Here is a 15,801-nt window from a genome sequence, read left to right on the forward strand (position 1 = left end):
AGGTTCTGCGCAGTGGGCAACCCGGCATGGATGCCGGGTTAGCCGCCCCCGGCCATGGATGGCCGATGGCGGCGGGCCCACGGAGCAGGACCGGAGCGAGGGCATGCCGAGCCTAGGCGAGGCACCGTACGTCAGGGGCAAAGCCTTTTGCTTACTTTTCGGCGTTTGGAAAAGTGAGTCGCTGTAAGAGCGAAACCATAAGCCGCCGTTACCGCAGAAATGGATATGTACCCCGATCCCCCCCGTCAGCCCAACGTATAACCGTTATCAACCTTCCAGTCCTGTCCATAAACCCCCCGCGCCCCCTGGGACAGCTGAAAAATAATCACGTTGGCCACCGCAGACGCATCAAGAAAATGCCCCGGCAAAAGACGCTTGCCAAGCGTGTCAGCAACATCGTCAAGCTCACCGTCACTCAAGCCCAGGTTGTCCCACATCGAGGTTGCGGTCGGCCCCGGCGAGACCAGGTTGATGCGCACATCATAACGGGCAAACTCCACCGCCAGCGTGCGCGCCTGTGCCGCCAATGCCGCCTTGCTGGCAATGCAGGCCGCCAGGCCAGGAAAACTCGACCCCGTCAGGAAGCTGCCGACAAACACCACCGACGCCGGGTTCGCCAACTCACCGCGCAACGCCGCCAGGGTATTCAACGCACCGGCACCATTGACCGCCCATTGCCGCTGGAAGGCCGGCATGTCCAGGCTGTCGGCCATTTCGGCAATGCCGGCGTTGGGCACCAGATAATCCACCCGCCCCAACGTCGCCGCCCGCCGGGCCAACCCTTGCAGATCGTCCTCGCAGGTAACGTCCCCGGCACACCATTGCAGCCGTTCACCATAGATCTGCTGCAAGGCCGGCAAGTCACCGACGGTGCGCGACATCGCCAACACCCTGACCCCACGCGGCAAAAGCGCCGCGCACAAGGCCAGGCCAATCCCGGAACTGGCGCCGGTGATCACGGCCAAACGATCCTGAAACTCGGTTTGCATCATGTTCTCCTGGGCATCGTCGATGCCAAGCACTGGGGACCTGGCGGGACCCTATCTTTGAACAGATGCAAAAATACCGACTTGACGGCGATCAGATTTTCTCAATGGATCGACAGTTCAATGAGTCGAGTGCGACATGGCCGGTTGCTGCAGCACCGACTGATCGATCTCGCTGAACCGCAGCACGCGACCGCCCTGCTCCGTGGCCAGTTTTTCAGCCGCCTGCTGGCTGGAGAACGACGCCAACACCACACCCATCGCCCCCTTGAGCCGGGTGCCTACCACGTAATACGCATCTTTGGCATCGATCAGTTGGGTGTCATCCGGCGAATTCCAAGGGCTGTGCTCCATGTCGTGGACATACAGCCTGGCATCGCCATGATGGTTTTCCGGTTGCAACCACCAACCGATCATTTCCGCCGTGGAGCAGAATTTCTTGATGCCGCTGTGCTCGACCACTTCACCCTTGGGGCCGGGGAAACCATCGATGATCATGCCGCAGACATGGCACTCATCACTGGGATGAAAGGCGCTGGGGGCATCGCTGTAGCTGGCTTGCACGGGTTTGTCACACGCCGTCAGCAGCACACAGACCATCAGGCCCGCCAGGTTGCGCAGCGTCTTCCAATCAAGCGTTCTCATCATCAGGTGCTCCAAAAAACCAAAGTAAGAATTCAAGTCGCCCGTCGACGGAACAGCAGCCAGGCCGTACCCAACGGCGCCGCCACCCACAACAGCAGGCAGAGCCAGAGCATCGAGCCCGGCACAGGCAAATCGCTGCCCAGGGTCAGCACGCCAGCGGTACTGGCGACGGCGTCAAAACCGGAAAGATTGATCAAGCGATAGAGGTCGGCGGGATTGAACAGCAGCAACCAGGGCAGCACTTTCGGGTTGAAGTGCCCTTCGCTGAGCACCAGCAGGGCGAGCAGCGCCAGGTCGAACACCAGCACGAAAAAGAACCACACGCCCAACGCCAAACCGGCAGCCGTGGATTTCTCGGCCGCCACGCTGCTCAGCACATAAGCCAGCCCCAGGAAGCCCCAGCCCAGTAGCGTCGACGACACAATGAATCGTCCGAAGGCCCAGAGCAGCAGGTTCAGTTCGACGTCGTCCACCAGCACGGCGATCGCGAGCATCGCGCAGCCGAAACCGATCAGCGTCGCCAGCGCCAGGATCAACCCGTGGCCAATGAACTTGCCGAGCAGGATGTGCCCGCGCCCCAGCGGATAGGTCAACAACAGCAGCAAGGTGCCGCTTTCGTCCTCGCCGACAATGGCGTCATACGCCAGCATCAAGGCGATCAGCGGCATCAGGAACGTCGCCAGGCTGGCCAGGCTGGCGATGGTCGCGGGCACCGAGGTAAAGCCCAACTGACCGGACGCCGCCGCGCCCAGCCAGGCAATGCCGGTGGCCAGCACCGCGAACAACAGGCTGATCGCCAACAACCAGCGGTTGCGCAAACCGTCATTGAATTCCTTGCGGGCCATGTTCCAGATCGGGTTCATAGAATCTCTCCACTGTGGGTCGCAGCGGCCCGTCCCATGTAATAGCGGTAGAGGTCTTCCAGGGACGGTGGAGTGATTTCCACGTCCGCCGGCTCATCCTCATTGAGCAACTGGCGCAACAGGCCCAGTTTGCTGCCATTGAGCGCGGCCACTTCCAAGCCCTCCACGCCCCAACGTTGAGTGACATGCCCGGCGATGTTCCACGAGGCCTGCAAGGGGCCGGCATGCTTGAGCCCGTTGGCGCGAATCAGCGTCGGCAACCCGGCTTCCTCGCGCAGGCTGCGCAGACTGCCGAGGGCCAGCAGACGCCCCTGGGTCAGGATCGCCGCGCGATTGATATGCGCCTCGACCCCCGGCAAAACGTGAGAGCAGAGAATGACGCCGGTGCCCTGGCTGCGCAGACGGTCGAGCAACCGATACAGGTCTTGAGTGGCGATGGGATCGAGGCCGACCGTCGGCTCGTCGAGCAGCAACAGGCGCGGTTCGCCGAGCAAGGCTTGCGCCAGCCCGAGGCGTTGGCGCATGCCTTTGGAGTAGGTCTTGACCCGTCGATGCGCCGCCCCTGCCAGGCCAACTTCCTCCAGCAGCCCGTCCACCTGAGCGAACGCGGCCCCTTTGAGTCGCGCGAAATGACGCAAGGTTTCCAGACCGCTCATTTGCGGATAAAACGTCACGTTCTCAGGCAAATAGCCGAGCAGACGCCGGACATTCGGATCACTGGGCAAGCGGCCAAACACCCTGACTTGCCCTTCGCTGGCCTGCAACAAACCGAGCACCAGTTTCATGCTGGTGGTCTTGCCCGCGCCGTTGTGCCCGAACAAACCCAGCACTTCGCCTTCGGCCAGGCTAAGGCTCAACTGATGCAACACCGTGGTGTGCCCATAACGCTGGCTGACGCCTTCCAGATCGACGACATTCATGTGACGGGCTCCTTGGTCAGGGTGTGCGTGGTGGATTTCATCAACGGATGGCTGTCGAGTACGCCCGGCGATTTCATCACCGGAAACGCCCGTTGCACCCAGCGCAGCAGTTCAATCCCGGGGCTGTTCATCAACAGCCGCACCTGCGGATACAGCCACAGCAGGCGGTCGACGTTGTCGTTGGGTTCGTAGGCGATATCGCCCAGGCCATCGTTGTTGCGGTCCCAGCCCAGATAGTCGCTCCAGTAATTGCCCCGGCCATCCGCCGACCATTCCTGCAAGCGGGTGGCGACGTATTTGACCTGGCGCTGGTTGCCGACAAACGCGTTGTCGGCGATGCGGTTGTCTTCGGAGCCGGCGGTGAGGTGAATGCCCACGGCGCTGTGCTCGAAGTGGTTGTGTTCGATGCGGTTGAACAGCGAGTTGTAGATGAACAGCGCCTTGCCCTCGGCACCGCTGATCATGCTGTCGCCGGTCGAGCCGTCGCGCACGTCGGTGACGAAGTTGTCGCGCAAGGTCGAATAGGTGATGTAGTTCATCAGGATGCCGTAGTTCTGATCCTGTTCGGAGCGGTTGCCGATCACCGTGAGCTTGCGGCTTTGCATCAGGGCGTAGCCGGTGCGGGTGCGGCGGGTGGTGTTGCCGATCAGCTGGTTGTCGTTGGCGAACATGTAATGCACGCCGTAACGCAGGTCTTCCAGGGTATTGCCTTGCAGCAGGTTGCCGTTGGAAGTGTCGATGTAGATGCCATCGCGGGTGTCGCGCACCTGGTTGCCGATGACCCTGGCGCCATGCACTGCATACAGGTGAATGCCGTTGCCGCGATCCTGTGAACGCATCGCCGGATCGCCCTGGATGCGGTTGTCGATCAGGCTCGCATCCTGAGTCCCATCGACCCAGATCCCGAAACCCTGGCCTTGCAGGCGATTGCCTTTGATCACCGCGCCACGGGCCTTGGGCTGGAGGAACACCGCCGCATTCATGGCCGTGAGGTCGTGCCCCCAGTCCAGAAAAGTGCAGCCCTCGATCCCGACGTCCGGTGCGCTGACAATCACCCCGTTGCCCTGCCCTTGCGCCTGAAAAACCGCGCCGGGCTCGCACACAATCTGCATCGGTTGATCGACGCTGAACGAGCCACGGTATTCGCCCGCCGGCACGTGCCAGCGTTGCTCGGCGTCAAGGCGCAACGGCAGCGTGGTAATGGGTTGCACCGCCAGCACGCTGCCGGGCATCAGCAGGAGCGCAAGCGCGATCACCTTGATCGGGTTTCCCTTGATGTCGGTCATCGGTCCGCTCCTGTCGATGCTCAACCGTCAGGCCCGCTCGACCTTCATGCGGCCGACCATTTCCATGTGCAGCGCATGGCAGAACCAGCTGCAGTAATACCAATGCAGGCCGGCTTTGTCGGCGGTGAAGGTGATGGACGAGGTTTGCTGCGGGCTGATCTCCATGCTCGCGCCGTGGTTGGTCATGACGAAACCGTGGGACACGTCCTCGATCTGGTCGATGTTGGTGATGGTCACGGTCACTTCGTTGCCCTGCTTGACGGTGAACTCGGTCAAGCCATACGCCGGTGCCATGGAGGTCATGTAGACCCGCACATGATTGCCGTCGCGAATCACCTTGTTGTCGGTCTCCAGGTTGATGCCATCCTTCTTGGCCAGCTCCACGGTGGCGGCGAAGAACGGGTCGTTACGGTTCCAGATTTTTTGCGTCTTGATCTGATCCCGCCGCGCGAGGATGCAATCGTGCGGTTCGGCAAACGCCGGGCCGTCGTGCACCAGTTTCATTTCTTCGCCGGAAATATCGATCAACTGGTCGTTTTCCGGGTGCAGCGGCCCGGTCGGCAGGAAGCGGTCCTTGGAGAACTTGCACAACACCACCAGCCATTTGCCGTCCGCCTCGCTGGTTTCGGTCAGCGACGCGTGGTTGTGGCCGGGCTGGTAATGCACGTCGAGTTTTTGCTTGATGTAATTGACCTTCTCGCCCTTGTAGGCACGTACCGCGTCCGCCATGTTCCACTTCACCACCTGGCTGTCGATGAACAGCGTGGTGTAGGCGTTGCCGCGACCGTCGAAGGTGGTGTGCAACGGGCCCAGGCCCAGTTCCGGCTCGGCGGCGATGACTTCGCGCGGGTCCTTGAATTTATCGGCGAACAGGTCGTCCAGGCGGTCGATGGCGATCATCGATACGGTCGGCGACAGCTTGCCGTTGGCAATGAAGTACTTGCCATCGGATGAGGTGTTGAGGCCGTGGGGGTTCTTCGGCACCGGGATGTAACGGGTGAATTCGGAGTCCTTGCCATCGGTTTTACGACCGTCGACCACCGGCACTTTCGAGTTTTCCAGGGTGATGAACTTGCCGGCCTTGATCGCGGCTTCGATGCGCGGAATGTTGAACACCACGACCCAGTCGCGCTCGTTGCGCATCATGCCGCCGAGGTCGTAGGCCTTCTCCGAGTTGTAGCAGGTGGACGCGGCGTACTTGCCGGTGTAGTCCATGTCGGCGTTGTCCAGATTGCCGTCGACGATCACCTGAAACGCCATTTCCATTTTTTCGGCATCGACGGCGTTGAACATGGTGAAGCTGTTCTTGTCTTGCAGGTCGAAGGTGTGGCCGTCATTGGGGTGCGGAATGACGAACTCGGCGTTGGCGAACACGTACTTGGTGTACGGCACTTTTTGCAGGCGCAGGCCGTGAATGGCTTGCACGTTCGGCACCGTGAGCATCTTGTCGCACTTCATGATGTCCAGGCGGATGCGCGCAATACGGGAGTTGGCCTTGTCGTTGATGAACAGGTACTTGCCGTCGTACTTGCCGTCCGTCATGGAGATGTGCGGGTGATGGCAATCGCCGTTCTGGAACTTCGCGCTGTCGCCCATGATGCGCTTGCTTTCGTTGGTCAGGCCCCAACCGGTGGCCGAGTCGACGTTGAACACCGGAATACGCATCAACTCACGCATCGACGGCACGCCCAGCACCCGCACTTCGCCCTGATGACCGCCGCTCCAGAAGCCGTAGTATTCGTCCAGCTCGCCGGGGCCGACATGGGTTTTCGCCTGCGCATCCTTGACCGCAGCCGCCCATGACTCGCGGCTGAACACCGCCCCGCCCAATGTCGTGGCCCCTGCCAGCACCGCCCCGGTGACGGCGCTGCTGCCGAGAAAACCGCGACGGCTGAGTCCGGTGTGCTCTTCTTCCTGCACCGGTTTTGTGGATTCTGTGTCAGTCATGCTGCGTACTCCTTGAAGGGATAAAACGGTGTGCGGCTAGAACTCGGTCAACGGTAGGAGCGAGCCTGCTCGCGATGGACTCAAGAGCGCCGCGTTGAGCCAGTCATTACGCGTCAACGTTAGCGACCATCGCGAGCACGCTCGCTCCTACAAGGGGCGCGTCATTCAGGGGCGGTCACTTCCACGACAGGTATCAGTTGCGCCGCCACAGGTGCCGGTTTGCCGCGTTTCTTGCGCTTGTTGATCAGCGGCGGGCATTTGTGTTCGTTGTGGTAAGTCATCTGGCAATCGAGGCAGTAGTGGCACTCGTTGGCATTGATCCGCCCATCCGGGTGAATCGCCTGGATCTCGCATTCTTTGGCGCACAACTGGCAGGGGTTGCCGCATTCCTTGCGGCGCTTGAGCCAGTCGAACAGGCGCAGCTTGGTCGGGATCGCCAACGCGGCACCCAACGGGCAGATGTAGCGGCAATAGACTTTGCGCGTGAAGATGTTGATGACCAGCAGCGCCACCGCGTAGAGGACAAACCACCATTGGCGGTCGAACCTGAGGGTGATGGCGGTCTTGAACGGTTCCACTTCGGCGAACAATTCGGCGGTGGACATGGATTCCAGGGAGATACCGAACAGCAGCAGCAAAATGATGTACTTGATCGCCCACAACCGCTCATGCACCGCGAAGGGCAATTCGTACTGGGGAATTTTCAGCTTGCGCGCGGCTTCGTTGATCAGTTCTTGCAAGGCACCGAACGGGCACAACCAGCCGCAGAACACCCCACGCCCCCACAACAGAATGCTCGCGGCGGTGAACACCCACAGCATGAAAATCAGCGGATCGGTGAGAAACAGCTCCCAGCGAAAGTGCTCGAACAACGCATGGACAAAGGTCAGGACATTGACCACCGAGAGCTGCCCCAGCGCATACCAGCCGAGGAACACCACGGTGAAGATCAGGTAACCGCGACGCAGCCAGTGCAGGAAATGCGGGCGGCGGGTGAACTTGTCCTGCAGGAACAGGATCGCGGTCAGCAGCAACAATGCGGTGGCGAGTACGCCGACCTGGAAGTGTTTCTGATACCAGATCGTCAACCACATCGGCCGGTTGGCTTCCTCGATGGCAGCCAGTTCTTCGGCACTCGGTGCGGGGCGCTCAAGGTATTGCTCGGGCAATTGATAAGACAGTTCGAAGCTGCTGAACATGCCGCTGACCGGACCGGTCTGACGCCGTACCAACAACTCCAGGGACCAGGGCGATCCCGGATCGAAACCCGCCTGCTTGCGCACAATGAACACCGACATCTCATTGAACTCGGGCATGCCCTTGGCGAACACGTCGGAGAGGCGCTGATGGTCCATGTCGCGAAAGCTGATGACATTGCCGAACTGGCGCAATTGCACCCGGTCGAAAATCCCGCCGCGCACGTAACCCGAGCCTTTATACGAATACAAGCCGCGTCCCAATACAGCAATGGCTTGCTCGCCGGGCTTGAGGTCTTGCATGAGGACACGGTATTGAATGTCACCCAGCAACGCGCGGCCGATGGTCGGCGGGTTCAGGTCGGCGGTGTACAACTCGATAAAGGTGTCATCGACCTGGTCAGGCGCGGCCGTGTCGACGCTTTCGGCCTCGGTGCCTTTGAAGGCGGCATCGACCTGTCCACGGGTCAGGTTCAAGCGGCGGATGGCGCCGTTTCCGCTCAGTTGCTCCCAGGTGGCGGGCTCGAAAAAGTCCTGGCGCACGGTGGCGGGCTTGCTCGCCACTGCACCCTTGTCTTCGATCAGCTTGAGCGATACGGCCACTTCATGAGCGGCCCGCATGATGACTTCATTGACCACCATGGCGGTGACGGTTGCGCCCGCAATGGCATCCACGGTGACCGCACTCGGGTCACTGGAGTGGCCGACAACCACTCGCTGGCTGACCTTGATCCCTGTGTAGCGGGCACTGAAACCGTGGAGTTTTTCTTCGGGGATGCCGATCAGCAGAATCGGCTCATGGTGTTCCAGGACGTAGGCATCCTGAATCACACCGGCGGTGTCGAGGATCACCTGGGTATTGATCGGCTTGCCCGAGTAGGCCGGAATGTCCACCACGTCCAGGCTCTGGAAGACATAACCGATGACCTTGCCGGCCGCTGATATCGTCCGCACCTTGAACGGGCCTTCCGCTGCGGAAACCGAATCGGTTTGCGGGAAGACCTTCTCGATACGCTGCTGCTCGATGTCGCCGTATGACTTGGCCTCAACCACCGCGAACATCGCGAGTATCAGCAAGACCATCACCACCAGACCAACGCTCCAGATGCGCAGGTTGCCAGGTATCGAAGGCGAAGAGATTGTCATGAGCGGGCTGATTTCAAAGGGTCTGCGGTCATGTTAGGGAGCATTGCGCCCCCGTCCCTTGATTGAAATCAACTTGCCGACAATCCCCGTTCCAGAGCGCCCGAATGTCTCAAACAGTGCGCGAAAACTGGCCTTTTTGCTGATCGCCCAAGTAGGCATCAAACGCCATCGCGGCGCTGCGCATCATCAAATGCCCTTGCGGCAACAGCACCAGCTCGTCACGGTGAATCTGCAAGAGCCCGTCGCGAACGTGCTCGGCGAGTTGGGCCAATGACTCGGCGAAATACTCGGTGAAGCAGATCGCGTGACGTGCTTCGAACTTGGCGAAATCGATCCGGCCATGACACATCAGGTCGCTGATCACTTCGCGGCGCAACAGGTCGTCAGCGCTCAGGCGATAACCCCGATGCACCGGCAGCAGACCTTGATCGATGCGCGCGTAGTACTGCGAAAGCTCCTTGACGCTCTGGCTGTAGCTGTCGCCGACCTTGCCGATCGAAGACACCCCGAGGCCGATCAAGTCGCAGTCGGCATGGGTCGAATACCCCTGGAAATTGCGTTGCAGCGTGCCATGGGCGCGGGCCAGTGCCAGCTCGTCATCCGGCAAGGCGAAATGGTCCATGCCGATGTAGACATAACCGGCCTCGGTCAAACGGCGAATGGTCAGTTCGAGCAACTCCAGCTTGCGCTCCGGCGGTGGCATGTCCTCCGGGCGAATCAGCCGTTGCGCGCGCACCATCTCCGGCAGATGCGCATAACTGTAGGCAGCAATCCGGTCCGGGCGCAGGGCAATGATCTTGGCAAGGGTGACGTCGAAACTCTGCACCGTTTGCAGGGGCAGGCCGTAAATCAGATCGACGCTGATCGACTTGAATTGCGCCTCGCGCGCCGCCGCGACCAGCGCATAAATCTGCGCTTCACTTTGCTGGCGATTGACCGCCGCCTGGACGTCGGGATCGAAGTCCTGCACGCCAAAGCTCAGGCGATTGAAGCCCAATTGGCGCAGCGAATGGATCTGTTCGCTGCTGATGGTGCGCGGGTCGACCTCGATGGAAAACTCATGGTTGTCGCTGTCGTCCATGTCGAATGCCTGGTGCAGGCAATCCATCAGGTCGGCCAGTTGTTCCTGGGTCAAATACGTCGGTGTGCCCCCGCCCAGATGCAGCTGCGTAAGCTTGCGCGTGCTGTCGAACAAAGCGGCCTGCATGGCGATTTCACGCTTGAGGTAGGTCAGGTATTCGACGGCCCGATGGGTTTTTTGGGTAATGATTTTGTTGCAGGCGCAGTAGTAACAAAGGCTTTTGCAGAACGGAATGTGGATGTACACCGACAACGGTTTCGGCACCGCGGCCTGGTTGCTGTCGTGGGCGGCACGCTGATAGTCGTCAACGGCAAACGCCTGATGAAACTGCGGCGCCGTTGGGTAAGAGGTGTAGCGCGGCCCGGGCCGGTCATATTTTTCGACCAGGGCACGATTGAAATCGAATGAAGGCTTCATGATCAATCAACTCGCAGGTGGGTTAATGTTTTGCACTGTCCACCTCCTTTTCAAACAGGCTGCAGATAGCATCCACCTCCTGCCGGCCGGCGGGAAGGATGCTGATGAAACGCTCTGACAATTCAATCAAACCGTCACGACTCAATTGCTCCAACAACGGCCAGACGGATGAGAAATACATGGGGAACACCAGCCCATAGCGCCGCTCGATGGCACGGATATCCAGCTCCTGATCACACGCCAGTCGCTCCATGACCATTTGCCTGATCTGCTCCCCCGCCTCGAAACGCCAGCCACGTGCTGTCGGCAGCTGGTCGTTGTCCAGCTGACGCTGATAGCGCTCAATGGCGTCGGTATTTTGCGTGTACAAATCGTCGATCCGGCTGATGGCGCCCACACCGAACCCGATGTGGTCGCAATAGCCGTGACGGGTGAAACCGTCGCAGGTGCGGCTCAAGCGGCCGCGCTCCTGAGCGATCGCCAGGTCATCATCGGGCCGGACAAACTGCCCCATGCCGATGTAGTGATACCCCGCTGCCAGCAATTGCTCGAAGCAGATCTGACGCATCGCGCCTTTGTCGTCCTGGCTGCACAACGCCCTGGCCTTGTCACCGAGCACAGGCCGATAGCGGCGTGGCGGCCGTGCATAGTCGAACACCATCAGGCGATCGGGCTCCAGCTCGATAATCGTCGTCAGCTTCAGCGCAAAACTGTCCGGCGTTTGCCAGGCATGGCCAAAACCCAGATCGACATTGATGGAGCGATAACCAAACGTACGCGCGGCATCGATGAGCGAATGGATCGGCGCCGGATTCTGGTAGCAAGCCACGGACATCTCGCACTCGGTGTCGATGTCCGGAACACCAATGCTAACGTGATTGAATCCCTGGTCACGCAGCACGCCCATGGTCGACCAATCGGTGTGATGCAAATCCACTTCAACGCTGTAGTCACCAGACTCATGCGCCAGAAAGTTGAACCGGCGACGCAAATGCCCCATCAGTCGCTGAATATGGGCGATGGTGGGCGTTCCACCGCCCAGGTGAAATTGCTCGACCCGTTGCTCTGGATGGGTGTGGCAACCGACCAGATCGATCTCGTGTTCCAGACGCCGCAGGTACTGCTCGATGGCGCCCTGCTCGCCGCAGGCATCAGCAAGCGTGCAAAAGGATGGCTTGAGGCTGGAAGGCAGGCGCAAGTTCAGGGAGAGCGGCCGGCGTTTCTGGCGGCTGACGCGCAAGGCACGAAGCAAATCCAGAGAGCCGATACCGTTGTGAAACTTTTGCGTATCGGCATGGCAGTTGGGGTCGAGCACACCCTGATCGCACCGAGCGACAAGCTCGCCAGGGTTGTGAAAGAAATCGAGCATGACGGGTCTCCCAGACTGGCTGCAGATCTTCAGTGTCCGGGATCGGCAATCATCGCTCCTTGATTTGTATCAAGCCGCCAGCCAAGTGTTTGCAGAGGCCGACCATCGGTCACCACGTCAGGTAAAACATGCCCTTGGCCAGCAAGACGATGGCGACCATATGGCAGAACAGACTGCCGTGGATGAATTGCAGGTATCGAGCGTTCATGCGCCCGCTTTTGAACAGAATCATGGCCACCAGAAAATGCAGGAGCACGCTCACGGCAACGACGATTTTCACCATCAGCAACGTGCCGAACGAGGACGCCAGCGGTGTGGCAAGAGCGGGCAAGTAGCGCTGCCAGACCATGCCGATCCCCGCGCCGAACAACACCAGCAACACCCACGGCATCAGCGTCCGGGCTCGACGACCGATCCCCTGCTCGACCAGCATCATTACCCTGTCGGGCAATTGCTTGCGGATGCTTTCCAGAAACAGGACCTCGAAGAACACCGTGCCGATGAAGATCAGCGCGGCGAACAGGTGCAATGTCAAAAAAACGGGATAGACCATGAGAGGGATGGCTCTGATGACTCAGCGAGAGGAACATCAATCCCATTGTGTCGCCAGTGCCGGTGAACTTCGGCCCAATGGGAACTCGCGCGTTCATCCGCAAGGGCGCGCGAGTGTTGTTTCACAGAATACAGAGCTGCCCGCCCCACCCGTTTGACACCGATCAAGAAACGTCCCTGTCCCTGATGCGGGCTAGCCCACCTTTCAGTGGGGCGCGCGAGGAATCGTCTTGAGCAGATCTTCAGGGCTGATGTAACCGACGACCGGCTCCGCGACGCTGCCCGGTAGCGGCAGGTCAAGGATGTGGCCCTTGATCTTGCCGATCACGTGCATTTCGCAAGGTTTGCAGTCGAACTTCAACGTCAGCACCTCGTCACCGTGCACCAGCTGCATCGGCGCAACCTTGGTGCGGACGCCGGTGACGCCTTTGGCCTGTTTGGGGCAAAGGTTGAAGGAGAAGCGCAAGCAGTGCTTGGTGATCATCACCGGCACTTCTCCGGTTTCCTCGTGGGCCTCGAAGGCTGCATCGATCAGCTTGACGCCGTGACGGTGATAGAAGTCGCGAGCCTTTTGGTTGTAGACGTTGGCCAGGAACGACAGGTGCGACTCCGGGTACACCGGCGGCGGGTTTGTCTCGGCCTTGCGACCACCCCGTGGGTGGGCCAGCAGACGGGCCGCGGTCAGCGCTTCGATCACTTCCCGACGCAGGGCCTTGAGCTGCGAGTTGGGGATGAAGAACGCCTGGGTTGCTTCCAGCTTGATGCCGGTGGCGTGGTAGTCGGTGGTGCCCAGTTGACCGAGCAGATCACGCAGTTGGTCCAGGGCCTGCTCCGGCTTGTTGGCCAGACCGAACGGGCCGTCCAGAGACACGCTGGCACTGACGCCCTCCTCGCTGGTGGCGGTGAGTTGCAGGCGCTGCTCGTCCAGCTGTGCGACCCAGGCCAGACCGATACGACGTTCGGCGGAAGTCTTCTGCAAGGCTTGCTGCCAGTTATGGTCCAGGTTGCGGCTCAGTGGATGATTGGGCCGCAGCTTGTACATCCCGTCCGGCATCTCGTTGGGCTCGACACGGTAGCGATAGCGCTTCTCGCCCTCTTCGAGGAACTCCCCCTTTGGCTCGGCGATGTTGGCGCGAAAGCCCACTACTTCGCGCTTGATCTGCACGTTGAGACCGTCGCCGTTGGACAGCGGCTCAGAGGTCACCACCTGCAAGTCACGCTTGCCCACCTTCTCCACCACGCCCACTGGCAGGCCGGTGAAAGTCGGTGAATCGAAGGCTCCGATGTCGACCTTGCGGTCGGTGACAAAGTAGTCGGTGCTGCCACGGTGGAAAGTCTTGTCCGGGTCAGGCACAAAGAAATGCGCGGTGCGGCCACTGGATGCGCGGGCCAGGTCCGGACGATCTTCAAGAACGTCGTCCAGGCGCTGGCGGTAGTAGGCCGTGATGTTCTTCACGTAGCCCATGTCCTTGTAGCGCCCTTCGATTTTGAATGAACGAACACCGGCTTCCACCAACGCACGGATGTTGGCGCTCTGGTTGTTGTCCTTCATCGACAGCAGGTGTTTTTCGTAGGCGACGACGCGGCCCTGGTCGTCCTTGAGGGTGTACGGCAAACGACAGGCCTGTGAACAATCGCCACGGTTAGCGCTGCGACCGTTCTGTGCGTGGGAGATGTTGCACTGGCCGGAGAACGCCACACACAACGCGCCATGGATGAAGAATTCGATGGCCGCATCGGTCTCGTCGGCGATGGCGCGAATCTCTTGCAGATTCAGCTCGCGGGCCAGTACCAGTTGGGAGAAGCCCGCCTGGTCAAGAAACTTCGCCCGTGCCAGGGTGCGGATGTCGGTCTGGGTGCTGGCGTGCAACTCGATCGGCGGAATATCCAGCTCCATCACGCCAAGGTCCTGGACGATCAACGCATCGACGCCGGCATCGTAGAGCTGATGGATCAGCTTGCGGGCTGGCTCCAGCTCATTGTCATGCAGGATCGTGTTGATCGTCGTGAACACCCGGGCGTGGTAGCGCCGGGCGAACTCCACCAGTCCGGCGATCTCACTCACTTCGTTACAGGCATTGTGGCGGGCGCCGAAGCTCGGTCCACCGATATAAATGGCGTCGGCACCATGCAGGATCGCCTCGCGAGCGATGCTCACGTCACGGGCAGGGCTGAGCAGTTCCAGGTGATGTTTGGGCAAGGACATATTTTTTATCTGGTTTGTCACGGTCGAGGCACGCATTGTAGCGGGCAAATGTTTGACCGGCATCCGTGGGCTTCTTGGTCAGGGTTGATATCACCTGCCTGTAACAAGCCGAAAGGCGCTTCTGAGCCGCAAAAACGACAGCATCACCCGTCACGACTCCGGCGTTGACCTCGGGCAGCTGAGTGGAACTGCGCGTCAGCCACTATTTGAATTTTATTGTCATCAGCAACTCCCCAGGAGGCGTTTGTTCAGGAATGCCCAGCAGGTTGAAAGCTACGGGTTCGTTGCATATACCCTTCTCCCAGAGCCGTTTCGCTATGGGCGAACTGACGGCTGCAACCACCGATTCAAAAACAAAGTAATTTCGAATCTCAGGACTTACCTCCATCACCGCCTTCAAACCCTCTGCCAGGACGATGTGCGTATTTTTGAACGAGTAATCCTTGTACCCGGGGTAACCACACTCATGAGCCACGAAAAGCCAATCGTGAATGATATAAGCGGGGGCGTACCCCCAAGGGGAATAACCATTGACGCCCCATAAAAATCGAGGAATTGACCCCCCATCGGTATACATGGGGCCAGGGCGAATTACTTCACCATTAGAACGTGTAAATCGAAACGGATCATCCTTGCTTGGAACAAACAGAAAATAGTCATTCTTGATCCAGCGCACATCCAAGGCGCCTTCAAACCTTCCCTCATCGGTTTCGCGATACGATATCGGAGCGCAGGCTTGCAGCGTGAGAACAAGAAACACAAGAATTAGAAAGCGCATATTAAGCCTTCCTTGAAAGACGAAAAATTTGCCATTAAAGATGGCAAACATCGCACTTCCACGTTACCTCGCCTCTTCAGTATTCTTCTGGGCCACCTGCTGCCCCCGACTTTTCTCCAGCTTTTCCATCAACATCAAATTATCTGGCACTAACGACGGGACTAACAACAACCTACCAATATCAACCAACTCTAAAACGTGATTTTGATCGTGTCGTGAGTTGCTTTCGGGAGCTGGAAAAAGCTTCACTTGCGAGCAAGGGATTCTCCAGGTCGGAACCGAGGACCTCCAGAAACCTCGATCAAATCAAAGTCCGCCCCAGCACTCTCCATGCCTCTATCTCCCTTGATTCGCTTCCCGGCTCGGGCGGTAGATCGATTTGCATGCCTTGGTAATCCGCCGTTTTGTG

General features: G+C 59.6%; 12 protein-coding genes. All 12 read right to left on the reverse strand.

Annotated features, from left to right (window positions below):
- Positions 1 to 245 precede the first annotated feature (245 nt).
- The gene (locus tag KGB27_RS16050; RefSeq protein ID WP_008032084.1) at positions 246 to 989 is read right to left on the reverse strand and encodes an SDR family NAD(P)-dependent oxidoreductase; all 744 of its coding nucleotides are present in this window, start codon (positions 987 to 989) and stop codon (positions 246 to 248) included.
- 117 nt (positions 990 to 1,106) lie between these two features.
- Positions 1,107 to 1,631, reverse strand: coding sequence for a nitrous oxide reductase accessory protein NosL (locus tag KGB27_RS16055; RefSeq protein ID WP_008037451.1), 525 nt, complete (start codon positions 1,629 to 1,631; stop codon positions 1,107 to 1,109).
- A gap of 32 nt (positions 1,632 to 1,663) precedes the next feature.
- Entirely contained in the window at positions 1,664 to 2,494 is an 831-nt protein-coding gene (locus KGB27_RS16060) for an ABC transporter permease (RefSeq protein WP_008037452.1), read from the reverse strand.
- The gene (locus tag KGB27_RS16065; protein ID WP_223555265.1) at positions 2,491 to 3,414 is read right to left on the reverse strand and encodes an ABC transporter ATP-binding protein; all 924 of its coding nucleotides are present in this window, start codon (positions 3,412 to 3,414) and stop codon (positions 2,491 to 2,493) included. The genes KGB27_RS16060 and KGB27_RS16065 overlap by 4 nt, the downstream gene beginning before the upstream one ends.
- Positions 3,411 to 4,700 carry a nitrous oxide reductase family maturation protein NosD gene (locus tag KGB27_RS16070; RefSeq protein ID WP_008032076.1) on the reverse strand — a complete coding sequence of 430 codons (1,290 nt, stop codon included), beginning with the start codon at positions 4,698 to 4,700 and terminating at the stop codon, positions 3,411 to 3,413. Before KGB27_RS16070 ends, KGB27_RS16065 begins: the two co-directional genes overlap by 4 nt.
- A 27-nt stretch (positions 4,701 to 4,727) precedes the next feature.
- A complete protein-coding gene (gene nosZ / locus KGB27_RS16075; RefSeq protein ID WP_008037454.1) occupies positions 4,728 to 6,647 on the reverse strand; it encodes a TAT-dependent nitrous-oxide reductase in 1,920 nt (639 codons plus the stop codon).
- A gap of 161 nt (positions 6,648 to 6,808) precedes the next feature.
- Positions 6,809 to 8,989, reverse strand: a complete 2,181-nt coding sequence (gene nosR, locus KGB27_RS16080; RefSeq protein WP_223555267.1) for a transcriptional regulator NosR — start codon at positions 8,987 to 8,989, stop codon at positions 6,809 to 6,811.
- A gap of 109 nt (positions 8,990 to 9,098) precedes the next feature.
- Positions 9,099 to 10,487 carry an oxygen-independent coproporphyrinogen III oxidase gene (gene hemN / locus KGB27_RS16085; RefSeq protein WP_223555269.1) on the reverse strand — a complete coding sequence of 463 codons (1,389 nt, stop codon included), beginning with the start codon at positions 10,485 to 10,487 and terminating at the stop codon, positions 9,099 to 9,101.
- 22 nt (positions 10,488 to 10,509) lie between these two features.
- Entirely contained in the window at positions 10,510 to 11,856 is a 1,347-nt protein-coding gene (locus KGB27_RS16090) for a coproporphyrinogen III oxidase (protein ID WP_008037459.1), read from the reverse strand.
- Between the two features lie 109 nt (positions 11,857 to 11,965).
- On the reverse strand, positions 11,966 to 12,409 hold the full coding sequence (locus KGB27_RS16095; protein WP_008032069.1) for a CopD family copper resistance protein: 444 nt from the start codon (positions 12,407 to 12,409) through the stop codon (positions 11,966 to 11,968).
- 204 nt (positions 12,410 to 12,613) lie between these two features.
- Positions 12,614 to 14,614 carry a peptidase U32 family protein gene (locus tag KGB27_RS16100; RefSeq protein WP_032832365.1) on the reverse strand — a complete coding sequence of 667 codons (2,001 nt, stop codon included), beginning with the start codon at positions 14,612 to 14,614 and terminating at the stop codon, positions 12,614 to 12,616.
- A gap of 202 nt (positions 14,615 to 14,816) precedes the next feature.
- Entirely contained in the window at positions 14,817 to 15,443 is a 627-nt protein-coding gene (locus tag KGB27_RS16105; RefSeq protein ID WP_223480143.1) for a DUF1353 domain-containing protein, read from the reverse strand.
- Between the last annotated feature and the right edge of the window lie 358 nt (positions 15,444 to 15,801).

This window comes from Pseudomonas sp. BF-R-01 (assembly GCF_019946615.1).
Lineage (GTDB): Bacteria > Pseudomonadota > Gammaproteobacteria > Pseudomonadales > Pseudomonadaceae > Aquipseudomonas > Aquipseudomonas migulae.